The sequence below is a fragment of the Pseudomonas sp. LBUM1674 genome, assembly GCF_059695635.1.
On the sequence record NZ_CP166779.1, the window covers coordinates 2,793,266 to 2,816,355 of the forward strand.

The 23,090-nt window shown below is 60.4% G+C and carries 25 protein-coding genes; 20 read left to right on the plus strand and 5 right to left on the minus strand.

All coding sequences use genetic code 11. From position 1 onward, the window contains the following. Window positions 1-56 precede the first annotated feature (56 nt). Together ACA067_RS13035 and ACA067_RS13040 are read left to right on the plus strand one after the other, a co-directional pair. Window positions 57-1,559 (plus strand): aldehyde dehydrogenase family protein, encoded by a 1,503-nt coding sequence (locus ACA067_RS13035; protein ID WP_497462132.1) that lies wholly within the window; start codon window positions 57-59, stop codon window positions 1,557-1,559. A 55-nt stretch (window positions 1,560-1,614) separates the two neighbouring features. After that, entirely contained in the window at window positions 1,615-1,965 is a 351-nt protein-coding gene (locus tag ACA067_RS13040; RefSeq protein WP_497462133.1) for a BON domain-containing protein, read from the plus strand. Between the two features lie 73 nt (window positions 1,966-2,038). Here ACA067_RS13040 and ACA067_RS13045 read toward each other — a convergent pair whose 3' ends face one another. After that, window positions 2,039-2,698, minus strand: a complete 660-nt coding sequence (locus tag ACA067_RS13045) for a carbonic anhydrase (protein WP_497462134.1) — start codon at window positions 2,696-2,698, stop codon at window positions 2,039-2,041. 60 nt (window positions 2,699-2,758) lie between these two features. Continuing rightward, on the minus strand, window positions 2,759-3,226 hold the full coding sequence (gene cynS, locus ACA067_RS13050) for a cyanase (RefSeq protein ID WP_497462135.1): 468 nt from the start codon (window positions 3,224-3,226) through the stop codon (window positions 2,759-2,761). Window positions 3,227-3,349: 123 nt separating this feature from the next. Here cynS and cynR point away from each other — a divergent pair, with 123 nt between their 5' ends. Next, window positions 3,350-4,255: a transcriptional regulator CynR gene (cynR, locus tag ACA067_RS13055; protein WP_497462136.1), complete on the plus strand. Its 906-nt coding sequence runs from the start codon at window positions 3,350-3,352 to the stop codon at window positions 4,253-4,255. On the opposite strand, the gene ACA067_RS13060 is transcribed toward cynR, so the two are convergent. The 3 genes from ACA067_RS13060 to ACA067_RS13070 form a co-directional block, all read right to left on the minus strand. Next, window positions 4,241-4,543, minus strand: a complete 303-nt coding sequence (locus ACA067_RS13060; protein ID WP_497462137.1) for a hypothetical protein — start codon at window positions 4,541-4,543, stop codon at window positions 4,241-4,243. The genes cynR and ACA067_RS13060 overlap by 15 nt on opposite strands. 137 nt (window positions 4,544-4,680) lie before the next feature. After that, window positions 4,681-5,010, minus strand: a complete 330-nt coding sequence (locus tag ACA067_RS13065; RefSeq protein WP_497462138.1) for a hypothetical protein — start codon at window positions 5,008-5,010, stop codon at window positions 4,681-4,683. A gap of 521 nt (window positions 5,011-5,531) precedes the next feature. Next, window positions 5,532-6,035 (minus strand): GNAT family N-acetyltransferase, encoded by a 504-nt coding sequence (locus tag ACA067_RS13070; protein ID WP_497462139.1) that lies wholly within the window; start codon window positions 6,033-6,035, stop codon window positions 5,532-5,534. A gap of 357 nt (window positions 6,036-6,392) precedes the next feature. On the opposite strand from ACA067_RS13070, the gene ACA067_RS13075 reads away from it, so the two are divergent. The 17 genes from ACA067_RS13075 to ACA067_RS13155 all read left to right on the plus strand — a co-directional run bounded on the left by ACA067_RS13075 (window position 6,393) and on the right by ACA067_RS13155 (window position 23,085). Further along, complete coding sequence (locus ACA067_RS13075) at window positions 6,393-7,739, plus strand: outer membrane beta-barrel protein (RefSeq protein WP_497462140.1); 1,347 nt, start codon at window positions 6,393-6,395, stop codon at window positions 7,737-7,739. A gap of 104 nt (window positions 7,740-7,843) precedes the next feature. Further along, window positions 7,844-9,154 (plus strand): ABC transporter substrate-binding protein, encoded by a 1,311-nt coding sequence (locus ACA067_RS13080; RefSeq protein ID WP_497462141.1) that lies wholly within the window; start codon window positions 7,844-7,846, stop codon window positions 9,152-9,154. A 25-nt stretch (window positions 9,155-9,179) separates the two neighbouring features. Then, the gene (locus tag ACA067_RS13085) at window positions 9,180-9,905 is read left to right on the plus strand and encodes an ABC transporter ATP-binding protein (protein ID WP_497462142.1); all 726 of its coding nucleotides are present in this window, start codon (window positions 9,180-9,182) and stop codon (window positions 9,903-9,905) included. A 21-nt stretch (window positions 9,906-9,926) separates the two neighbouring features. After that, a complete protein-coding gene (locus ACA067_RS13090) occupies window positions 9,927-10,619 on the plus strand; it encodes an ABC transporter ATP-binding protein (RefSeq protein WP_497462773.1) in 693 nt (230 codons plus the stop codon). A gap of 2 nt (window positions 10,620-10,621) precedes the next feature. Next, complete coding sequence (locus tag ACA067_RS13095; RefSeq protein ID WP_497462143.1) at window positions 10,622-11,485, plus strand: branched-chain amino acid ABC transporter permease; 864 nt, start codon at window positions 10,622-10,624, stop codon at window positions 11,483-11,485. Next, complete coding sequence (locus tag ACA067_RS13100; protein ID WP_497462144.1) at window positions 11,485-12,519, plus strand: branched-chain amino acid ABC transporter permease; 1,035 nt, start codon at window positions 11,485-11,487, stop codon at window positions 12,517-12,519. The genes ACA067_RS13095 and ACA067_RS13100 overlap by 1 nt, the downstream gene beginning before the upstream one ends. A 148-nt stretch (window positions 12,520-12,667) precedes the next feature. Continuing rightward, window positions 12,668-13,585, plus strand: coding sequence for a transporter (locus ACA067_RS13105; RefSeq protein ID WP_497462145.1), 918 nt, complete (start codon window positions 12,668-12,670; stop codon window positions 13,583-13,585). Window positions 13,586-13,650: 65 nt separating this feature from the next. After that, entirely contained in the window at window positions 13,651-15,378 is a 1,728-nt protein-coding gene (locus ACA067_RS13110; RefSeq protein ID WP_497462146.1) for an FAD-dependent oxidoreductase, read from the plus strand. A 61-nt stretch (window positions 15,379-15,439) separates the two neighbouring features. Next, window positions 15,440-15,829 (plus strand): c-type cytochrome, encoded by a 390-nt coding sequence (locus ACA067_RS13115; protein WP_497462147.1) that lies wholly within the window; start codon window positions 15,440-15,442, stop codon window positions 15,827-15,829. Window positions 15,830-15,873: 44 nt separating this feature from the next. Beyond that, the gene (locus tag ACA067_RS13120; RefSeq protein ID WP_497462148.1) at window positions 15,874-16,335 is read left to right on the plus strand and encodes a nuclear transport factor 2 family protein; all 462 of its coding nucleotides are present in this window, start codon (window positions 15,874-15,876) and stop codon (window positions 16,333-16,335) included. 107 nt (window positions 16,336-16,442) lie between these two features. Further along, window positions 16,443-17,372 carry a LysR family transcriptional regulator gene (locus tag ACA067_RS13125; RefSeq protein ID WP_497462149.1) on the plus strand — a complete coding sequence of 310 codons (930 nt, stop codon included), beginning with the start codon at window positions 16,443-16,445 and terminating at the stop codon, window positions 17,370-17,372. A gap of 246 nt (window positions 17,373-17,618) precedes the next feature. Continuing rightward, complete coding sequence (locus ACA067_RS13130; RefSeq protein ID WP_497462150.1) at window positions 17,619-18,113, plus strand: cupin domain-containing protein; 495 nt, start codon at window positions 17,619-17,621, stop codon at window positions 18,111-18,113. A gap of 44 nt (window positions 18,114-18,157) precedes the next feature. After that, window positions 18,158-19,177 (plus strand): hydroxyquinol 1,2-dioxygenase, encoded by a 1,020-nt coding sequence (locus ACA067_RS13135; protein WP_497462151.1) that lies wholly within the window; start codon window positions 18,158-18,160, stop codon window positions 19,175-19,177. Window positions 19,178-19,281: 104 nt separating this feature from the next. Continuing rightward, complete coding sequence (locus tag ACA067_RS13140) at window positions 19,282-20,745, plus strand: aldehyde dehydrogenase family protein (protein ID WP_497462152.1); 1,464 nt, start codon at window positions 19,282-19,284, stop codon at window positions 20,743-20,745. 8 nt (window positions 20,746-20,753) lie between these two features. Beyond that, the gene (locus ACA067_RS13145) at window positions 20,754-21,821 is read left to right on the plus strand and encodes a maleylacetate reductase (protein WP_497462153.1); all 1,068 of its coding nucleotides are present in this window, start codon (window positions 20,754-20,756) and stop codon (window positions 21,819-21,821) included. Window positions 21,822-21,897: 76 nt separating this feature from the next. Next, window positions 21,898-22,770, plus strand: coding sequence for a dioxygenase family protein (locus ACA067_RS13150; RefSeq protein ID WP_497462154.1), 873 nt, complete (start codon window positions 21,898-21,900; stop codon window positions 22,768-22,770). A 3-nt stretch (window positions 22,771-22,773) separates the two neighbouring features. Then, window positions 22,774-23,085, plus strand: a complete 312-nt coding sequence (locus ACA067_RS13155; protein WP_497462155.1) for a YciI family protein — start codon at window positions 22,774-22,776, stop codon at window positions 23,083-23,085. The last annotated feature ends 5 nt before the right edge of the window (window positions 23,086-23,090 follow it).

The following is a 23,090-nucleotide window of genomic DNA, read 5'->3' on the forward strand; positions in this document are numbered from 1 at the left end:
CTCCGCGAATTTTGCTATACATTTTCCGGCCGCCCATCGCATGGTGAAACCGCCTCATGTCTCTTGCGCTCGAACGTCTAGTCGCTGGCACCCCGATCCCTTTCGCCGGTAACCGTGTCACGGTGGTCAGCCCCGAACTGGCAGCGCGCTTCCAGCCCGGTGACCACTTGCTGGTGGAGCAGCTCAGCGGTGAATTGTTGCTGATTCCGGTGGCGGACCAGCAAGCGGCGACTGTCGCGATCGAACGGGCGCAAGCGGCATTCAAGGCGATGTCCGCGGTATCGGATCAGGCGATCAGCGCGTTCTTCGATCTGTTCGCCCAACGCCTGGAAACCCCGGATTGCTGGGCCTTGATCGAAGCCGCCAACCTGGCAGACATCGAACGGGCCAAGGCGCGCGGGCGTTCCACCACGCGCCTGCTGGCCGATGAGCGCATGCGCCGCGACATGATCGCCGGCCTCAGGGCCTGGCGCGATGCGTCGGCCACCCGGGGCAAAGTGATCAGTTGCGTCGAGCATGACGGCTGGAAAGTCGAGCAAGTGGTGTCGCCCCTGGGCATCGTCGCCTTTGTCTTCGAGGGCCGGCCAAACGTCTTCGCCGACGCGGCGGGCGTGCTGCGCACGGGCAACACCGCGGTACTGCGCATTGGCAGCGATGCGTTGGGCACCGCCCAGGCGATCGTTGCCCACGCGCTGAATCCGGCACTGGCCGACGCCGGGTTGCCGAGCGGCGCAGTGTCGCTGGTTGAAAGCGTCAATCACGCCGCCGGTTGGGCGATGTTCGCCGATCGACGCCTGTCGCTGGCCGTGGCCCGTGGTTCGGGCCGGGCTGTCAGCCAGTTGGGCAGCATCGCGCAACAGGCTGGCACGGCTGTCAGTCTTCATGGCACCGGCGGCGCCTGGTTGATCGCGAACAACGACGCCGATGCGGGGCGCTTTGCCGCCGTGGTGCGCAATTCCCTGGACCGCAAAGTCTGCAACACCCTGAACGTGTGCCTGATCCACCGCGACCGTGCCGTTGAGCTGGTGCCGCTGTTTCTCGAGGCGCTGCAACAGGCCGGCGTTGCGCGGGGCCAGGGTTGCAAGTTGCACATCGTCGAAGGTAGCGAGGTGTACTTGCCGAGCGATTGGCTGACCGCGAGTGTCGAGGTGCATCGCGCCGAAGGTTATCAATCCGAACCCTTGGCCGAACCGCTGCCCGAAGATCAGTTGGGCCGCGAGTGGGAATGGGAAGAAACCCCGGAAGTCAGCCTGAAGATCGTCGAGGACCTGGACCAGTCCATCGTCTTGTTCAATCGCTACAGCCCGCAGTTCACCGTGTCGTTGATCAGTGACGATGCCCAGGCTCAGGAGCGCTTCTACAACGCGGTCAACGCGCCTTTTGTCGGCAATGGCATTACCCGCTGGGTCGACGGGCAATACGCGCTGAACAAGCCGGAACTGGGACTTTCAAACTGGGAGAGCGGTCGTCTGTTCGCTCGCAGCGCCATTCTCTCCGGTGATGGGGTATTCACCATTCGCAGTCGCATGACGCAGACCGATCTGTCGGTCAAACGCTGAGTCGGCAACGGGCGCACTATACTGAAGGTATGTTTGTGTGACGGAGGGTTGCACCATGAAACGTCATTCCTTTGAGCATTACTCTCATAACCTGGAAATGGTCGCGCACGACGCGTGGATTACCACCCGGGTGAAATCGGCGCTGGCGATGGCCAAACCAGGCCTGGGCCTGCATATCCATGTCAAGACCCTGGCGGGCACGGTGCTGTTGAGTGGCCGCGTCGACACCCATAGAGAGTGCGAGCAGGCTGTTGCTCTGGCCCGTTCGATCAATGGTGTCGTCGACATCGATGCCAGCGGCTTGGAGACGCACGTGTTCACACCGGGAAGTGTTCCAGGCGCGCCCGACGCCGAAGAGAGCACCGAGTATCGGCCACCTTCATCAAGGAAGTTGGACGACAAATGATCGCCGCGATGGCCTAGTGCAGCGCTCCCCTGAGCCGGGGCGCTGCAGTGTTCGTTTCCCGGACCGCATGGGTTCAAGCCACGTCAGCCGCTTTGCCATAAACCGCACAAAGGGTCGGATGCTCGGCCAGCGACACGAACGTGCGGCTGCTGCCATCCAGGGCATCGATCGAACCGGTTTCGATGTCGTAGACCCAGCCATGCAGGTTCAGCAGGCCTTTTTCCTGGGCCAGCCGTACGCTTGGATGCGTCTGGATATTGGCCAGTTGGGCAATGACATTTTCCCGCACCATTGAACTCACTTTCGCCGCGCCATTGGCGTGAGAGCGGGATTCGTTGATGACTTTTGCCGACTCGGCGTGTTGCAACCAGCCGCTGACGGCCGGCAGGTGATCCATGCAGGTGCACGTGGCAACGGCGGTCATGGCACCGCAATCGGAGTGGCCGCAGATCACGATGTCAGTGACGCCCAGCACCGCGACCGCATATTCGACCGTGGCCGATACACCGCCTGGGTGCGGGCTATAGGAGGGCACGATATTGCCGGCGTTGCGGATCACGAACAGTTCACCGGGCTCTTGTTGGGTCAGCAGTTCCGGCACGACACGGCTGTCGGAACAGGTGATGAACAATGTGCCGGGATGCTGGGTGGTGGCCAGGTGTTTGAACAGGTCGGTCCGTTGCGGAAAGACCTCGTTCTGGAACTTTAAAAAACCTTCGATGAGCGCTTTCATACTGATGTTCACCTGTGTGGCTCGGGGTCAGCCCGCACATCGGTGCGGGCCGGTATTCACTTAGAAAGGACGCAGGGGCAGGAACTTGCCGTCGAGCGTAATCACTGCGCGTGAGCCGCCTTCCGGATCCTCGACTTTCTTCATGTCGAGCTTGAAGTTGATCGCGCTGATGATGCCGTCGCCGAATTGTTCATGCACCAGGGCTTTCAAGGTGGTGCCGTAGATCTGGATCATTTCGTGGAAGCGGTAGATGGTCGGATCGGTCGGGATTCCCGAGAGGCTGCCGCGCAGGGGAATGATCTGCAGGCGGGCCACTGCGTCGGCGTCGAGGTCGAGTTTGTCGCCGATCACTTTGGCGGCGCTTTGCGGCAGCGGGTGTTGACCGAGCAGGGCGGCGGTGACATAGGCCAGGCCGAGGCCGGTGCCGTCAGCCAGTCCCTGCCAGGACAGGTTTTTGCGCGCCTTGGCATCGAGGATCGATGTGGTCAGGGCCAGACTGGGGTCGTTGTAGGCGTGGGACTGTTGCATGGCGTTTCTCCTGTCGAGGGTGGGGCTGTTTGGGTGTGGAGCCATCTTCTGCCGATTGACCCATAGCGTCCAAGACCGATATACAATGCGATGCATAAGTACTGCCTATAGATAGGAATGCCCATGCTGTTGCGTCATCTGCGCTATTTGCTGGCGGTCGCCGACCACGGCGGCTTCACTCGCGCCGCCGAGGCGCTGCACGTTTCCCAGCCGACCCTGTCGCAACAGATCCGGCAACTGGAAGAAACCCTGGGCGTGAGCCTGTTCGACCGGACCTCGCGCACGGTCAAGCCGACCGACGCGGGCGAGGCCTACATCGAATGCGCACGTCGGGTATTGGTGGAGCTGGAGGCGGGCAAACGTGCGCTGCACGACGTCAAGGATTTGTCCCGTGGCACGTTGCGACTGGCGATGACGCCGACCTTCATGGCGTACCTGGTGGGGCCGCTGGTGCGCGACTATGTGGCGCGTTTTCCGAACATCCATCTGCAGGTTTTCGAGTTGTCGATGGACGATATCGAGGCCGGGCTGGCGGATGACTCACTGGATATCGCCATTGCGTTTAGCCAGGTCAGGAATGCCGACATCGAGCCGATCCCGGCGTTTACCGAGACCCTGGGGGTGATGGTGGGACGCGACCATCCCCTGTACGAAAGCCAGGGCCCGTTGTCGGCCGGGGAGGTAGCGCAGCTGGAGTTTGCGTTGCTGACCACGGACTTCGTCACCCGCAGCCGCATCGATGAGTACTTTACCCTGGAGCAGATCACACCGAAGGTGGTGATCGAGGTCAACTCGGTGAGCACCTTGCTGGAAGTGATCCGGCATACGGCCATCGCCACCATCCTTCCGGAACCCATCGCCACCCAGGACCGTGCCTTGCGCAAAATCCCGTTGCTGGGGGAGGCGCCCAGGCGAGGTGCTGCGCTGCTGCGGCGCAAAAACAATTATCACAGTGCAGCGTCGGTGGCCTTTATGGAGCTGGTGTTGGCGGCGGTTGCGGATGAGTCGACGACATCAATCATCCACTGACTGGCACACGCCGTTGGGCGCCTTGCCGGTGGAGGACACAGTCACGGAGTCGTCATCGGCGAGGACGATAGAAATCGTGACGCCCGACCCCTTGGCCTCGAAACGACGATCGTTGATGGCTTTGGTCGTGGCTTCCTTCTCGTTGATCAAAACCGGGCCGTCCTGATCGGCGTGGACGACTACTGTACCGGGACAGTCCACATCGAATGAGGGAATGCCAGGGATGCTGTTGGCCTGGGCAGCATCGGTCATTACCAGCAACACCAGGACAGTCAGGGTACTTTTCATCGCAAGTCTCCAGGGACCAACAGCGCATAGGGTTAACCATAGCTTTGTTTTGCTGTGCACGAGACAAACAAAAAGGCCCCGCTCGATAGACGAGCGGGGCCTTTTTCATGGCTGTGGAATAAACCCTGGGCAGGTAATCAGTAGAACCGGTCAATCACCCGAACTTCGTTCTGGTTCTGCATCGAAGCCCACGCCTGTTTCAGCGTTTGCAGGACATTACCGATGAAGTCCTTGTCAGCCGCGGCTTTCTTGCCGACATAACCCTGGCCGCGACGGTACATCTTCAGTCGGGCGAGCAGGTTCTGGTTGTTCTGGTCGAACTCGGTTTCATGGGCATGCGGCGACAGGCAGTCGATATGCACCTGGCCCGACTTGCTGATCCACAGGATATGGCTGTCATGGCTGTCTTTTTGTGCCGCGAACATACGAGCCAGTTCATCAATAGTGGGTTGATTGTTCAGATTCATAATAAAGCCCCTTGACCATTTGGTGATCTTTCAAAGTTGATTCGCTAATACAGGTAGCCCATCGGTTAGTTGATCCCTGGCACCGAAACCAGGACGTCAGCGGTCGACCGACAAAAATGACGGGGTCCGCGTCTGTTGCATGTAGTCGTGTTGAATAACTGCTACGCAATAGCGTCACAACGAAGAGAAGCAGCGAAAATCTTCAGGCACTGCCGACATTTTCAGGGTCGGCCACAAGCTTCATGAGGATTGATTCGCCAGCGCTTCTCGCCCTTGTACTGGACGTTCAGGCCAGGTCAGCTTCTTCAATCTGCCTTGTGGGCAGCGTGCATCCGGGAAAAACAGCTCGGCGGTCAGACGAGCTTGCTCAAACGTGTTGCCTGTACTCCCGATCGGGGAGACATCTGCATCATGCAAGGGCAAATCGGAGGCGTCAACGGTTTTGTAGTGATTATTTTTGGTCACTACATATTGTCGGACAATGCCGTTTGGAATTAGAAAGAGGAATTGAAAAGCGCCCCTCAGGACGCTGGCTGCACGCACTGGAAGCGGTAAAAGGTACAAGGGTAACCGCCCACCGGCAACTGATGCACAGTGAACTCGCCGCCCGTGAGATCGGGCATCACCCTGGCCCAGAACCGCCGTGCCGCCTGGTTCGCATCGATGTGGAAAATCTGCCACTGACCGGGGTATTGGCTCAAGAGGGCGGAAACGACAAACTTCGCGACGCCTTGGCCACGAAAACGCCGGCTGAGAAAAAAGTAGCCGATGTTGTAGTGGGCACCGGGAAGATGGACGACGTCATCCACGGTCACGAAACCGGCCAGCTCGTCGTCGACCTTGATCAGGAATGGGCGAGTCGCCGGGTTGCGCCAGTAATCCAGTAGGGGCTGGAGGTCGAAGAAGCCATGTCCGCCGAGTTTCAGCGGCAGCCACTCGCTGAAGTCATGCATATAGAACTGCATCAGGTTTTCAATCGTATCCAGGTCGTCGCGCTGGGCGACGTGCAGTTCTATCGACGGCATAAGGGCTGGCTCCTGATGGGTGGGCGATGGGAACACTAGACCATTACAGTCTGTGCAAACTGTTTTCAAGCCTTGTCGATGACGTGCCGCGTGACCGTAGGGAATGCTTCAGAACAGATATCTGTGCCTCTGAACGTCGCCAGATTGTTCTGAATACGCAAACACTGAAGTCGCCGAGAATGGAATTGTTGGTGCAGTGACGGGCTTGTAGCCTTCAATACGCCGAACACTGCGATCTGCCGAGGATCGAGTGGAGCCCAGGCCAGGGCCCATCAAGTCAGACACCTTCACGTCATACCTTGCTTTCGGACTTTTCCCCTTGGGGGTTGGCTCCTGATAAAAATAAGGAAGGCAGGTATGAGTATTCGTGCATGGGCATGTGCAGCAACCCTGTTCGCCCCCGTGGTGGGTGCCGGCATTTTATTTCCCTCAATGGCTTGGGCGGCAGACGACCCGATGGGCTCGCTGGTGCGCGGGGTTTTCGGCGATAGCCTTGAGCGTGAACATGGCATCAAGATCTACGGCTGGGGCCAGGTGGGTGTGAGCTACAACAACAACGGCACGGATGACGTCAGCAAACAAAGCTTCTTCACCTCCGACGAAGGCGTGAACCTCAACCAGTTCGCTTTGGCCGTGGAAAAGAAAACCAAGAGCAATGTCATCGGTCGCGTGGGACCGTTTCCCGGCCCCATGCCGCAAGAGGCTGACTGGGGGTTCAACGTCACGGCGTTGTACGGCAAGGATGCGCGCTTCTTCAAGACTTACGGCTGGGACGAGGACCTGAGTATCAATCGCGACAACAAGGCCGAAGACGAAGCATTCACCGTCGCTCAAGCGTATGTCGACTTCTACTTTCCGGTGCTTGGCGGTTCGGACCTGATGATCGGGATTTTCCACACGCCGCTGGAAAACGAAATCGGCTTCGCCTTGCCATCACCCGCACCGAGTGACTTCTACTCGCACACCTATTCCTTCATGCACGGCCCGGCCAAACATGCCGGTGCGCTGTACTCGTTCAAGCTGCCCTCGGCGCCCGGGGCAAGCATGCTGGGCTTCGAACTGGGTGTGGTGCAGGGCTGGAACAACCTGCAGGATCCCAACCATGACCCGGATATCATTGCCAACGTGCGCTGGCGCTCGGCGGATTTCAGCACCTGGATCGACTGGGAAAACATCTACGGCAACGGCGCCGGCGACAGTTTCGCCGAATGCAGTTGTGGCTCGCCATTGCCGGCCGGCACCCAGGATGACGATTACAAGCGCGTGGCCTCGTACCTGACCCTGTCGCAGGTGCTCGACCCGAACAACCGCGTGGCGCTGCAGTTGAACTACGGCAAGCAGGAGCAGGGCGCTTTCGCCGGGTTTGCCAATAAAAGCGATGCCACCTGGTACGGCACCGACGTGAGCTTGTATCACCGAATCAGCGATAACCTGATGTGGAACAGCCGCGCCGAATGGTTCTACACCGATGCGCCGGTGCACGTGCTGATGGCCAATATCGACCCGCACACCGGGATTCCCGATCCGACCTGGGGCAGTTTCTACGGCGTCACCACCAACCTGGCCTGGACGCCGACACCCAACGTGCGCCTGCGACCGGAATTGCGCTACGACATCCATTCCGGCCCTGGTCGCGATGCCTACGCCGATGGGCAAAAGGACTCGCAACTGGTTGCCTCCTTCGACGTCAGCTTTTTCTTCTAAACCGACTTCTTTCGCTTACCCCTGACCCTGGGTGCTGGCTCAGCCCACACGCTGCGACCTTGCTCGTCCGGACGTTGTCGCAGGCCGCCGCATTGGAGTACTACATGAAAGACAACAACGATAAAAACCTGTTTGGCCGCGACTTCTCACGGCGTGCTTTCCTGCGCAGCACAAGCGTGGCTGCCGGTGGCGTGGCGCTGGCCAGTTTGCCGTTCAACTTTGCCCTGGGCAGTGAGCGGGTGATCAAACTCGGTTACGTCAGCCCGCAGACCGGCCCCCTGGCACCCTTTGCGGCGGCCGACAACTACATCATCGAATCGCTCAAGCAGGTGTTGAAGAACACGATCAACGTGGGCGGCAAGGCCTATCGACTGGAAGTCATCGTCAAGGACAGCCAGTCCAACCCCAACCGCGCGGCGGAAGTGGCGAGCGAGCTGATCCTGTCTGATCAGGTCGACCTGATGCTGGTGTCCTCGACGCCGGAAACCACCAACCCGGTTTCCGACCAATGCGAAATCAACGAGATTCCGTGCATTTCCACGGTCGCGCCGTGGCAGCCGTGGTTCTTTACCCGCGGTGGCAAGCCGGATCAGGGGTTCGAATGGACCTATCACTTCTTCTGGGGCCTGGAGGATGTGATCGGCACTTACAGCTCCATGTGGGGCGCCATGCCGTCCAACAAAGTGGTCGGCGGTCTGTTCCCCAACGATGGCGACGGCAATGCCTGGGGCGATCCGAAACTCGGCTTTCCTCCGGTGTTGGCGCAAAAGGGGTTCCAACTGGTCGACCCCGGTCGCTTTCAAAGCCTGACCGACGACTTCTCGGCACAGATTGCCGCGTTCAAAAAGGCTGAGGTCGAGATCGTCACCGGCGTGGTCATTCCACCGGACCTCAGCACCTTCTGGACCCAGGCTCGCCAGCAGGGCTTCAAGCCCAAAGCGGTGTCGGTCGGCAAGGCGTTGCTGTTTCCCACCGCGGTCGAGGCATTGGGCAAGGCCGGCAACAACTTGTCGACCGAAATCTGGTGGAGCCCCACGCATCCGTTCAGTTCGTCATTGACCGGTGCCAGCGCCGGGCAACTGGCCCAGGGTTTCACCCAGACCACAGGCAAGCAGTGGACGCAACCGCTGGGGTTCGTGCATGCCCTGTTCGAACTGGCGGTGGACATCCTCAAACGCACCGAAGAAATCGGCAACCCGCACGCGGTCCGCGACGCCTTGCTCAAGACCCACCTCAACACCGTGGTCGGGCCGATCAACTGGAACAACGGACCGGTGAAGAACGTCGCCAAAACACCGTTGGTCAGCGGCCAATGGCGCCTGGGCAACGACAATAAATACGACCTGGTCGTGACCAGCAATGCCACCGCCCCGGCGATTCCGTTGGGTGGCGAGATGCAGGCCATTACCTATTGATCGCTGGAAAAGACACGGGTGCACCATGCAACAGCCACTTCTGCAAATGAACGATGTGCACAAAAGCTACGGCTCTGTGAAGGTCACGGACGCGATGAGCCTGACCCTGCAACCGGGCGAAGCCCTGGGCATCATAGGACCCAACGGCGCGGGTAAAAGCACGCTGTTCAACCTGATCGCCGGCGGCGTGGCGGCCGACCGCGGCACGATCCATTTCGAAGGCCGCAACGTCACCCGCGAACCGGTGTTCAAGCGGTGCCAGCAAGGCATTGGCCGCTCCCATCAGATCCCGCATCCGTTCGTGAAAATGACCGTGTTCGAGAACTTGCTGGTGGGCGCGACCTTCGGTGCGCGGTTACGCGACAAGGAGGCCAGCCAGTGGTGCGCACAGACCTTGGAACTGACGGGGCTGATGCGCAAGGCCAATGTGCTGGCCGGTTCGCTGACACTGCTCGACCGCAAGCGCCTGGAAATGGCCCGCGCCTTGTCGACCCAGCCGCGGCTGTTGTTGCTGGATGAAATCGCCGGTGGCCTGACCGAACCGGAATGCCTGGCGCTGGTGGAAACCATTCAGGGCATCCACAAGGCCGGCGTCGCCATCATCTGGATCGAACACATCGTGCATGCCTTGCTGGCGGTGGTCAGCCGCCTGACGGTGATCAACTTCGGCGCCAAATTGGCCGAGGGCGAACCGCGCAGCGTCATGGCCGACCCTCGGGTCCAGGACATCTATATGGGCATCGGGAGCTGAAACATGTCGACCCCTTCAAACCTGTTGTCCATCGAAAAACTCTGTGCCGGCTACGGCGATTTTCAAGCGCTGTTCGATATCAGCCTGACCCTTGAGGCCGGGGAAACCGTGGCGATCATCGGCGCCAACGGCGCGGGCAAATCGACGTTCCTGCGCTCGCTGGCCGGGCTGATCAACAACCAGCCCGGCGCCATCACGTTCAAGGGCCAGGGCATCGGTGACCTGGCGGCCAATCAGGTGCTGGAGCGCGGGATCGCCCTGGTACCTGAAGGCAGAAAGCTGTTTCCCTCGCTGAGCGTCGAGGAAAACCTGCTGATCGGCGCCTACAGCAAGCGCCCCGGTCCGTGGACGCTGGCGCGGATCTACCAGCTGTTTCCGGTGCTGGAAAAACTGCGCAAACGCCCCGGCACCGCACTGTCCGGCGGTCAGCAGCAAATGGTTGCGATTGGCCGGGGCTTGATGGCCAACCCGCAACTGCTGTTGTGCGACGAGATCAGCCTGGGCCTGGCGCCGACGACGATCAAGGACATCTACGCGGCGCTGCCCTCGATCAAGGCTGACGGCACCACGGTGATTCTCGTCGAGCAGGACATCAATCAGGCGCTGAGTGTCTGCGACCGTTTCTATTGCTTCCAGGAAGGGCGCGTGTCCCTGACTGGCCGGCCTGGGGACGCGGACAAAGCGCAAATCAAAGCCGCGTATTTCGGGATCTAGTGATGGAATGGCTCAATACTCTGCTTCAAGGCATGTTGCTGGGCGGCCTCTACGCGATGTTCGCGGTGGGGCTGTCGTTGATGTTCGGCATCATGCGCCTGGTCAATATCGCCCATGGCGACTTCATCGTGCTGGCCTCTTACCTGGCGCTGATGGTAGTCAATCATCTGGGCTTCAGCCCGCTGGCGAGCCTGCTGATCGTGGTGCCGCTGATGTTCTGTTTCGGCTATCTGCTACAGCGGCTATTGCTCAACAGAACACTGGGCCAGGACATTCTGCCGCCCCTGCTGGTGACCTTTGGCCTGTCGATCATCGTGCAAAACGTACTGCTGGAATTTTTCAGCGCCGACAGCCAAAAGCTGTCCCAGGGCGACCTCGAAGTCGCCAGTGTCGGCTTCGGCAGCCTGAGCGTGGGCGTTATGCCGCTGATCGTGTTTTGCAGTGCGTTGCTGATCATCGGCGGTCTGCAGTTGCTGTTCTACAAAACCGCAGTGGGCCGGGCGTTTCGCGCCACCTCGGATGACCAGCAAACCGCGCGGCTGATGGGCGTCGACAACGCGCATATTTTCGGTCTGGCCATGGCGCTGGCGATGGCCGTGGTGTCGATTGCCGGGGTGTTTCTGGCAATTCGCACCAGCTTCGACCCCACGGTGGGGACGGCGCGGCTGTTGTACGGATTCGAAGCGGTGATCATCGGCGGTTTGGGCAGCCTGTGGGGCACGCTGGCCGGTGGGGTGATTCTCGGTGTCGCCCAGGCGCTGGGCGCAAAAATCGATCCTGGCTGGCAAATCCTTGCCGGTCATCTTGTGTTCTTGCTGATCCTGGTCGTGCGCCCGCGTGGCCTGTTTCCCCGGAGTGTCGACTGATGAATGCCCTGAATAATCCCGCGCTCGGCTATCGCGTACAACGCACGACCACCAGCAGCCTGGTCGGTCTGTCATTGCTGGGCCTGTGTGTGTTGGTGTTGATCAGTGCGCCATTCTGGGCGGATCGTTCGAGCCTGCGGCTGGTGGTGGAATTCGCCTATTACCTGGCCCTGGCACAAATGTGGAACCTGTTGGCCGGTTACGCCGGCATGGTCTCGGTGGGGCAGCAGGCGTTTGTCGGTCTCGGCGGTTACCTGTTGTTCATGCTGGCCAGCCAATTCGGTGTGCCGCCATTGTTCGCGGTTTTGCTCTCGGGTGTGCTGGTGGCGTTGTTGGCGATTCCCACGGCCTTGATCGTGTTTCGACTGCGCGGTGCCTACTTCGCGATTGGCACCTGGGTCGTGGCCGAAGTCTTTCGCCTGGGCCTGGCGCAGATGAGCAGCCTGGGCGGCGGTTCCGGGCAAAGCCTGCCGGCGGCGATCGTGCGGCAGATCGGCAATGACCGGGACGAGCGCGAGATGCTGATCTACTTCACCGCGTTGGCCATCGCCATTGCCGCCGTGGCGGTGGTGTTCTTTGTCCTGCGTTCGCGACAGGGCCTGGCGTTGGCTTCGATTCGCGACTCCGAGCCGGCGTCCGGCAGCCTGGGGGTCGACACCTTCCGCACCAAGTTGATGGTGTACGTACTGGCGGCCGGTTGTACGGGTGTGGTCGGCGCGCTGATCTTCCTGCAGAAACTGCGGATTTCCCCGGACGCGGCGTTCAACCTGCAGGACTGGACGGCGGTGGTGATCTTCATCGTCATCATCGGCGGCATCGGCACGCTCGAGGGGCCACTGATAGGCACGCTGATCTATTTCCTGTTGCGCGGCTGCCTGGCGCAGTACGGCGCGGTGTACATGATCATCCTCGGCGTGGTTGCGGTGGTGATGATGCTCAAGGCTCCGCAAGGGGTGTGGGGGCTGATCAGTGAGCGACTGGGCTGGCAGGTGTTCCCCATGCAACGGCGCTTGTCGGTGCAGAGCGACAAGTAGCGCGCCCACTCACACTGTTTGCAATTCACGAACACAGAAGTCGCTGACATTGCAATTGTTGGCGGGTAGCGCTGCGCTTATCTTCCGCTGCGCAGTGACAGCGCCGGTCATTGAACACAACAACAATAACAATAACTGGAGAATGTCGATGAGAGCTGGATTCAGTCTCGCGATGAACATGGCAGGTGTCGGGCTATGCGTTTTGGGTACGTCCTTGTGTCCAACCGAGAAGGCGCAAGCGTCGGGCATTCCTTTTGCCAGCAACCGTCCGCAAAGCTTTCAATTCAGTTCGGACTTCACCGAGTCCTATAACTCGGTCGGTCAGGAATTTGAATACAACGACGACCGCAAACGCTTTGACGATCATGGCAACAAAGTCACCGGCAGCAATACCGATACCTACGTTGGCCTGACTTCGTTACTGCACTACTGGAAGGTCGACGGGCTGCCCAATACCGGCTTTCTCGCCAGTATCACCGTCCCGGAGATCGCGATTCGCGGCAATGGTACGCGGGTCAGCGGGTTTGGCGATCCTCTGGTCGGCGGCCTGGTCTGGTACAACCCGACACCGCTGCGCACTATCGGTATGCAAGCCTACGTGCAACTGCCGACCGGCGCGGATTCGGTCAGCAGTGATACCTACGCCTTGTGGCCTTCGCTGTTCTACAACGAATGGCTGGGCAAGGTGAACATCGACCTGCTGGTGGGCGCGATCATCCGCGGCAGAGGCCCGCACGACAGCGAACCCGGCGACACCGGCCACGCCAACCTGCGCCTGGGCTACAACATCGTTGATCGCCCGACGTACCAGGTCACGCCCTTCATCAGTGCCGATTACCAGAAAACCTTCAGTTCCGATGATCGCGACAACAACACCATCGCGTTCTCTGAATCCAACGAAACCGCGCTTGGCGCCGGTGTGCTGTTTCAGCTCAAGCCCGGTGTGCAGAGAGTGTTTGCCCAGAAAAAGTGGGACCAGGTGTCCATCCACTATTCCAAAGGCGTGGAAGGGCGCAACACCACCGTAACAGACGGCTTGTTTGTGCAGCTCTGGCATTACTGGTGAGTCATCGACGCCTGCCTGCGTCCTGTGATTTGCCGTTGTGACCGCTATTGATCCGGAGAATAAAAATGAATGAAGAAAAGCAGAAACTCGCGCTGTCACGCCGCAGCTTTATCAAGGCCGGCGCCGCCGGTACCGCTGTCGCCGCGCTGTCGGGTGTGGCTGGACGGGCGATGGCCAGTGATGAACTGCCGTTCGACACAGAGCACGACATTGTCGTCGTCGGCGGGGGCGGCAGTGGGTTGCCGACCGCGTTGTTCTCCCGTTGGTTGGGTAACGACGTGGTGATCCTGGAAAAGGCCGGCAGCCCAGGCGGCACTGCGGCCAAAGCGGCGTTCTGGTACTGGGTGCCGAACAACAAGCCGATGCGCGACGCCGGCCTGGTCGATGAAAAGCCGGATTACATGCGTTATGTCGCCCGCCTGACACGCCCGCAATCCTACGATGCCTCGTTGCCCAAACTCGGTCTGTCGGACTGGGAATACGAGATGTGTGAAGCCATCTACGACAGCGCATCGCCCGCCGCTGAGCTGTTGGCCGAACGCGACGCGCTGCCTTACCGCCATTGCCCGGACGTGCCGGACTACTGGGCTGAATTGGCCGAAGACAAAGCCAAGAAAGGCCGGGTACTGGTGCCCAGGGAAGCGCGACCGAGCATGTCGGACGGCGGCCGTGTGGCGATCCGCACGCTGACCGCGGCAGCCAAGCGCGACGGGGTGCAGATCCGCACCGGCGAGCGCGTGGTGAAGGTGATCCTGAACGGCAAGGGCGAAGCGGTCGGTGTCGAAGTCGAAACCGAAGAGGGCACCCGTCAACGGGTCAAGGCGCGCAAGGCGGTGATTTTCGCCACCGGCGGATTTACCCACGACCCGGAGCTGCGCCGCAACTTCCTCAACGCTCCGGTGTACGGCGGTTGCGCAGCCCTGACCAATGAAGGTGACTTCATCCGCATTTCCAGTGAACTGGGCGTGCAATTGCGCAACATGAACTACGCGTGGTCGTGCCCGATTCTGTTGGAAAAAGCCTTGGCCAAAGACGGTTCGATGTCCGGGATTTTCACCATGAACGGCGATTCGATGCTGATGGTGAACAAGTACGGCAAGCGCGTCGTCAACGAAAAAACCCTTTACAACGAAATGGTCCCTACGATTTTCCAGTGGGATGGCGATAAAGCTGAATACCCGAACCTGGTGATGTTTTCGATTTGGGACCAGCGCGCCCAGGACTTTTGCAGCAGCGACGAATACGGCTCGCCGATCGTGCCCAAGGGTGGGAACGATCGCCATGTGGTCCGTGGCGAAACCCTGGAAGAACTGGCCACGAACATTGCCGCACGACTCGATAAACATGCCAGCGATATTGGAGGCATAAAGCTCAGCCCGGATTTCAATCTCAACCTGAAAGCCACGCTCAAGCGTTTCAACGAACTGGCGAAAAAGGGCAAGGACCTGGACTTCCATCGCGGCGAGCTGGTGATTCAGGGGGTGTTCACCGGCCCGGTAAAACCCGACCGCAGCGGCAATCTGACGATGTACCCGTTGGCCGCGAAAGGCCCGTACTACGCGGCGTTGATCACCGGCGGCAACCTCGACACCAAGGGCGGTCCGAAAACCAACTCCGTCGGCCAGGTGCTGAACAACGCCAACGCACCGATTCCCGGGCTGTACGGCGTCGGCAACTGCGTGGCGTCGGCATCCGGTCGCGCCTATTGGGCCGGCGGTTCGACGCTGGGCCCGATCATCGCCTTCGCCTATCGCGCAGCGAACCAGGCGCACACCGAACCGAGCCGAAGCTGAATCCAGCCCGAGCGGCGATCACTCGCGGCTCCCATCACCGTGATTGCATGAGAACGACGATATGACGCACATCCTCCTACGCGCCCCGGCACTGTTGATGCTGGCGGCAAGCCTTGGCCTGGCTGGCACCGCTCAGGCTGACGATCTGGCGCTCGCGCAAAAACTGGCAACCAACCATTGCGCGGTCTGCCACACCTTCGACAAGGGCGGCCCGCCGGGGCAGGGGCCGAACCTGTTCGGGCTGATCGGTCGCCAGGCCGCCAGCCAGTCGAACTTCACCTACAGCGACGGCTACGGCAAAACCATGGCCGGCAAGGTCTGGGATGAACAACTGCTGGATGCCTGGCTGACGGATGCCCAGGCCGTCGCGCCGGGCAGTGCCATGGTTTATTCCCAGGACGACCCGGCCAAGCGGCAGAAGATCATCGCGTACATCAAGTCGCTGCACTGACAGCCACCCTCCACATCACTGCAAAAAACACAGCGGAGACAGCCATGATCAGCACCCTGACAATGACCGACGAGCAACGCAAATCCATCGCCCTGGAATACCTCAAGGCCTTCGACAACGGCGGTATCACCTCCACCGGCGGCAGCATTCTCGAGCTGTTTGCCGACGACGCCCAGGTTCTGTTTCCAAAGTGGGGGCTGGCCACCGGCCGCGACCAGATCGGGCAGATGTTCGCGGACCTGGGCGCACGCTTGAAGTCGATTACCCACGACTACGCACATTTCAACTGGATCCTGACGGGCACCGACACCCTGGTGTGTGAAGGCACCAGTTTCGGCGAACACGTCGACGGCCACTGGCGCGCCGGCGTCCCGACACCGGCCGGCGCCGGTTACTGGGCCGACGTCTTCGAAATTCGCGATTTCAAGATCCAGCGCTGCTTCATCTACCTGGACCCTGATTACGGCAACAAGGACACCGCGCGCTACCCTTGGTTGAATCGCTGATTATCGGCAGCGGAAAAAGGGGCAGGCACAGGGATGTGGAGTGCCAGGGGCCGACAGGCTAACCTCGTTGTTCCTATAAGAACAAAAACATCCAGAGAGCCTGCCCCATGGATCGTTTACTCAGTGTCGAAGCCTTTGTGCGAGTGGCCGAAACAGGCAACTTCGCCAAGGCAGCCCAGCAATTGGGCGTGACTCGCTCGGTGATCACCCACCGCATTCAACAGCTGGAACAGTTCATCAACGCGCCGCTGTTCCATCGCAGTACGCGGCATGTCCGACTCTCCGAGGTTGGGGAGACGTATTACAAGGAATGCGCGGACATGGTCGCGAGTTTCAACTCGCTGACCGAGCACATGCGCGAGTTGCGCGCCAAGCCCACCGGCAAGCTGCGGGTGCAGATGCTGCCCGGCTTTGCAATCGGCCACTTCGGCAGAATGCTGGCCGAGTTCACGCGGCTGTACCCTGACATTGAGGTCGACGTCATCGTCAATGATCGGGTCGTGGACCCGATCGAAGAGGGTTTCGATGTGGCGTTCCAGATGTTCCCGCCGATGGCGGAAACCCTGATCGAGCGCAAACTGTTCAGCGTGCGCCGGTTGTTCTGCATGTCACCCGATTATGCCGCCGAGTTCGGCGTGCCCACGCACCCGCAGGAGTTGCTGCAACACAAGATTGCCTTGTACGAGGGCTACCCGTCGCGCAACCGCTGGATCTTTACCGGCGCTGACGAGCAGGTGGAGCTGAGCCTGCCGGGCCAGGTGCGCTCAAACTCGGTGCATTTGCTGCGTGATTACGCGTCGACCGGGGTCTGCATTGTCTGTTTGCCGACACTGGTGGCCAGCGACGACCTGCTCAGCGGTCGGCTGATTCCGGTCCTGCCCGGGTACGCGCTGTCGTCTTTCAATTTTTCTGCGGTATACCCGGCCACCCAGCGCCGGGCCTTGAAGGTGCGCACGCTGATCGATTTCCTGGTGGCAAACTTCGGCGATGAACCCTGCTGGGACAAGCCCCTGCTGGAGCGTGGCTGGGTACGCTGAGTCGATACACCAAACCTGTGGGAGCGAGCCGGCTCCGGGCGGCGTTCCGACGAATGCGGTTTTACATCCACCGGGGATGTTGGCTGACACACCGCCTTCGCGAGCAGGCTCGCTCCCACAAGGATTGCAGTGACCCCAGTGTTTGCGTTTCGCGAACACTGTTGTCGCCGGCTCTCTAATTGTTCCCGACGGAGCTGCGACGTACTGTTGGCTCACTGTTACTACAACAACAAAACGGTGAAAACCATGAGTAGCGCTGCAATCGAAACGGTCTTCGGCTCGCTGGACAAGTACAGCAAAGGGTCGGTTGAAATCATCAGCGGCCAGGCCAGTCATTACGCCTTTTCGAACATTTTCGAAGTGGCGGAAAAATCCCGCCCTTATGAAAAAGTCGTCGTCGGCCTCAACCTCGGCTACGTCATTGAAACCCTGCGCGCCGAAGGCCAGTCGCCTTGGTACACGGCAGCGCACGACGAGTTCGCCATCGTCATGGACGGTGAAGTACGGGTGGATTTCCTCAAGCTCGATGCGCCTTTGAAAGACGGCGAGGGCACTCGCCTGGCCGGTGAAGTGCCGGGAGGCAAACCTATGGGTTACGTGTTGCTCAAGCGCGGTCACCAGTGCCTGCTGCCAACCGGCACTGCGTATCGCTTCGAAGCCAGCCGTCCGGGCGTGATCCTGCAGCAGACCATCAAGGGACCTTTGTCGGTCGAGAAGTGGGCCGACATCTGCTTCAAGTGATCACCGCCTTCCCATCTAACAGAAGCAACAAGAGGAATCCCGTCATGGCCATGCTTGAAAACGCTGCCGATAACACAGCTTTTGCCGACGACGAAGTCCAGGCCAGCGCGCCCCATGCCGTCACCGGCTATTGCTCCTTCAAACTCGGCGCCTTCGAACTGTCGCGCGACGAGTACTTTGCCCGTATTACCTGGCCGGCCAAAGGCCAGACCCGCTCGCACCTGATTCCGGTCGATGCCTTTCTGCGCGCCATGATGCGCGATGTGGCCTGGGGCTTCTTCTATGGCTGGGTCAACTTTGACCACGTCATCGGCACCCGCAATTACTACGGAAAAGTCGACCTGTACGCCGGCACCTTCAATGGCACGCTCAAGGCCGCCGGCGTCAACTACACCGAAAACTTTGAAACACCGCTGATCATGGCGACGTTCAAGGCCATCCTGCGCGACTGGACCAACGCCTCCTTTGACCCGTTCGCGGCACCGGAAGAAACCGGTTCGGCGTTCGGTCGCAAGAACGGCAACAACATCGAAGCCATCGAGCGTTTCCGCATCGCCACCAAACGCATGCCTGGCCTGAAAGATGATTCGCCGCTGCGTAACGATTTGCCGATCAACCGCCAGTTCATCGATGTTGATCAGGATGAACCGGAAGTTCACGCGGCCGAAGGTTTCGAAGGTGAGTTGCATGCTTTCAGCCTGTTCAAGTACCTGTCGCGCTCCGACGTGACCTGGAACCCGTCGGTGACTTCGGTGTGCAAGGCCAGCCTGTTCTGTCCGACCACTGAAGAATTCATCCTGCCGGTGTTCCATGGCAATGACCGGGTCGAGTGGTTCTTGCAGTTGTCCGATGAGATTTTGTGGGACGTCGGCGACAAGGATGACGGCAATCCGCGAGCGCGCATCACCATGCGTGCCGGCGACATCTGCGCCATGCCGGCGGACATTCGCCACCAGGGCTATTCGACCAAGCGCTCGATGCTGCTGGTGTGGGAAAACGCCACGCCGAACCTGCCGCAACGTTACGAAAGCGGTGAACTCAAGCCGTATCCGATCGAGTTCTAAGACCTTTGTCTTGCCCGGCATCACGCCGGGCCATTCAGCAGGGCATGCGCTCAAGAATCAAGTCGTCAGACACTGCGCCATCGGCGCGGTGCGAGGGAAATATTATGCAAAATCAGCTTTATATCGATGGCCGGTTCGTGGATGCGGTCGCCGGCGGCACCATTGACGTCGTGTCGCCCCATGACGGCTCGTTGATCACCCGTGTCGCTGCCGCCGAAGCCGCTGACATCGAACTCGCGGTCGCCGCGGCCAAACGTGCGTTTGCGGCCTGGTCCGCCCTGGGCGCCGCCGAACGCGGGCGCTTGTTGCTCAAGCTGGCCGACAAGATCGAAGAGTGCGGCGAAGAACTGGCCCAGCTCGAATCCCTGAACACCGGCCATCCGATCCGTGATTCCCGTGGCCTCGACGTTCCACGTACGGCGGCCTGTTTCCGTTACTTCGGCGGCATGGCGGACAAGATCGAAGGTTCGGTGATTCCGGTCGAAGCCGGGTTCCTCAATTACGTCCAGCGCAAACCCATCGGGGTGGTCGGGCAGATCGTGCCCTGGAACTTCCCGCTGATGTTCACCAGTTGGAAAATGGGCCCGGCACTGGCGGCCGGTAACACCATCGTCATCAAGCCGTCGGAAATCACACCGCTGTCGACCTTGCGCATCGTCGAGCTGATGACTGAAGTCGGTTTCCCGAAAGGTGTGGTGAACGTCGTGCCGGGTTACGGTCATACCGCTGGCCAGGCGCTGGCCGAGCACCTCGACGTGGGCAAGATTGCCTTTACTGGCTCGACGGCGACCGGTCGCCGGATCGTTGAGGCGTCGAAAGGCAACCTCAAGCGCATCCAGCTGGAGTTGGGCGGCAAGGGCGCCAACATCGTGTTCGAAGACGCCAGCCTGGAAGCGGCGGTCAACGGCGCGGCCTGGGCCATCTTCCACAACCAGGGCCAGGCGTGCATCGCCGGGTCGCGCTTGATTCTGCATAAAGACATTGCTGACCGGTTTCTGGAGCGCTTCATCGAGCTGGCCAAATCCATCCGCCTGGGCGATCCGATGGACCCCGAGACTGAAATGGGCCCGCTGACGTCGGCGCTGCACCGCGACCGCGTGCTGGCCTATATTGAGATCGCCAAAGAGCAGGGCGGCAAGATCCTCGCCGGCGGTAAAGCGCCAGACGATTCGGCATTGGCCGATGGTTTTTATGTCGAACCGACCATTGTCGAGGCATCGCCCGAGGATCGTGTCTGCCAGGAGGAGGTGTTCGGCCCCTTCGTCACCGTGGTGCGTTTCAGCACAGACGAAGAAGCCCTGGCCATCGCCAACAGCACTGAATACGGACTGGGCAGCGGCCTGTGGACGCAGAACCTGGCCCGTGCGCACAAAATGGCCGACGCCATTCACGCCGGTATGTGCTGGGTCAACTGCTACAAACGCGTCAGCCCTGGCAGTCCGTTTGGCGGCGTTGGTCAGTCGGGCTACGGCCGTGAAATGGGTTTTGAAGCGATTCATGACTACACCGAAGCCCGCTCGGTCTGGGTCAACGTCGATGCGAAAATCCCTGCGCACTTCAAACGCTGAGGCCTGCCATGAATCCTTTTGTTTACCAAAGCCTGCCGACCCGTGTGGTGTTTGGCTGGGGCAAGCTCTCGGCGCTGGCTGAAGAGATCGAACGTCTGGGCGCCAGGCGCGCGCTGATCCTCACCACGCCGGAACAACAAGCGCTGGGCGAACAGGTCGCAGCCTTGCTCGGTGATCGTGCGGCCGGCGTGTATCCCAAGGCGGTGATGCATGTGCCGCTGGAAGTGGCGCAAGCGGCGCGCGACGAAGCGTCCCGTCTCGATGCCGATTGCTGTGTGGCCATTGGCGGTGGTTCGACCATTGGCCTGGGCAAGGCGATCGCGATGGATTCGGGGCTGCCGATCGTGGCGATTCCGACCACTTACGCCGGTTCGGAAATGACCCCGATCTACGGGCTGACCGAAAACCGGCTGAAAAAAACCGGACGTGATCCCAGGGTTTTACCGAAAACCGTGATCTACGATCCGCAATTGACGCTGACCTTGCCCGCGCAGATTTCCGCCTGCTCGGGGATGAATGCCATGGCGCACGCGGTTGAAGCGCTGTATGCCCAGGACGCCAACCCGATCATCGGTTTCATGGCCGAAGAGTCGATTCGCTCACTGGCGCAGGCCTTGCCGGGCGTGGTCAATGATCCCACCGACCCGGACGCTCGCAGCCAGGCCCTGTACGGCGCGTGGCTGGCGGGTATTTGCCTGGGGTCGGTGGGCATGGCCTTGCACCACAAGCTCTGCCACACCTTGGGCGGTACGTTCAATTTGCCCCACGCTCAGGCACACGCGATCGTTCTGCCCCACGCCGCGCATTACAATCGCGAAGCCGCGGCGGGGCCGCTGCAACGTGCCGCTCGCGCCCTGGGAGGCAGCGAGGCGGGCGAGGTCGGTGCCTTGTTGTACGCGCTGAACCGGAAACTGGGCATTCCACTGGCCCTGGCTGACATCGGCCTGCCGGAAAACGGACCGGCCGACGCTGCGCAAATCGCCTGTGCCAGTCCTTATTACAACCCGCGGCCGTTTGAACAAGGCCCGATCGAAGCGTTGCTGACCCGCGCCATGAAAGGTCTGGCCCCCGCCTGATCCCTGTGTGCTGCCAACACCTTCGCCCCGGCCTCATGTGTTGGCAGCAACGTCCATCCTCGTCGGAATAACAACAATGACCGATCAAGACAAAGCCATCGAATCACTGATCTCCAAGCAGGCCGTGAACAGTTTCAGCGACGCGCCCAATGCCCGATACAAACAAATCATGCAAAGCCTGGTGCGTCACCTGCATGCATTTGTCAGCGACGTCGAGCTGAACGAGCAAGAGTGGTTTGAAGGCATCCGTTTCCTGACCGAGACCGGGCACAAATGCGATGGCCTGGTGCGCCAGGAATTCATTCTGCTGTCGGACACCCTGGGCGTGTCGATGCTGGTCGATGCGATCAACCATCGGCACAGTGCCAATGCCACCGAGACCACCGTGTTCGGGCCGTTCTACATCGAAGGCATGCCGGAGCGCGAATTCGGCGAAAACATGGCATTCACCGCGGGCGAAACAGCGCTGGTGCGCGGACGTGTGGTCGATACCCATGGCAATCCGCTGGCCGGTGCAGTGCTGGACGTCTGGCAGACCGCCGAAAACGGCCTGTATTCAGGCCAGGACACCGACCAGCCGTTCGGCAACCTGCGCGGTCGCTATCGCACCAATGCCGACGGCTATTTTGCGATTCGCACGATTGTCCCGGTGTCTTACCCGATCCCCACCGATGGTCCGGTCGGGCGCATGCTCAATGCCGCCAATCGTCACCCGTGGCGGCCAGCGCACCTGCACTTCATGATCGATGTGCCGGGCTATCGCAAACTGGTCACCCACCTGTTCAATCACGATGATCCGTACCTGGAGTCCGATGCGGTGTTCGGCGTTAAACATTCGTTGCAGGTGATCTATGAAAAACGGGTCACCCACGATGATGTGTCCGCCAGCCTGGATATCGAACTGCCGTTCAAGCGTGCGTGTTACGAATTTGTCATGGAAACCGAGTGAACCATGGGACAGTTTTTTGCGGTATTCGCTACCGATCACCCGGACTCTCTGGCGTTGCGTCAGCGCTTGCGACCCAGTCATCAAGCGCACTTGCGAGCGACCGAGCGACATCGGGTGATCGTCCGGCTCGGCGGCCCGACCCTCGATGAGGACGGTGCGGCAATGAATGGCACGTTGCTGGTGATTGAGGCAGGGAGTCTGCCGGAGGTGGAAGCGTTCATCCAGGACGACCCCTATGTTCAGGCCGGACTGTTTGCCAGTATCCAGATCCGCCCCTGGCACTGGAGCCTTGGCAACCCGGAATTGCGCGGTTGATCATC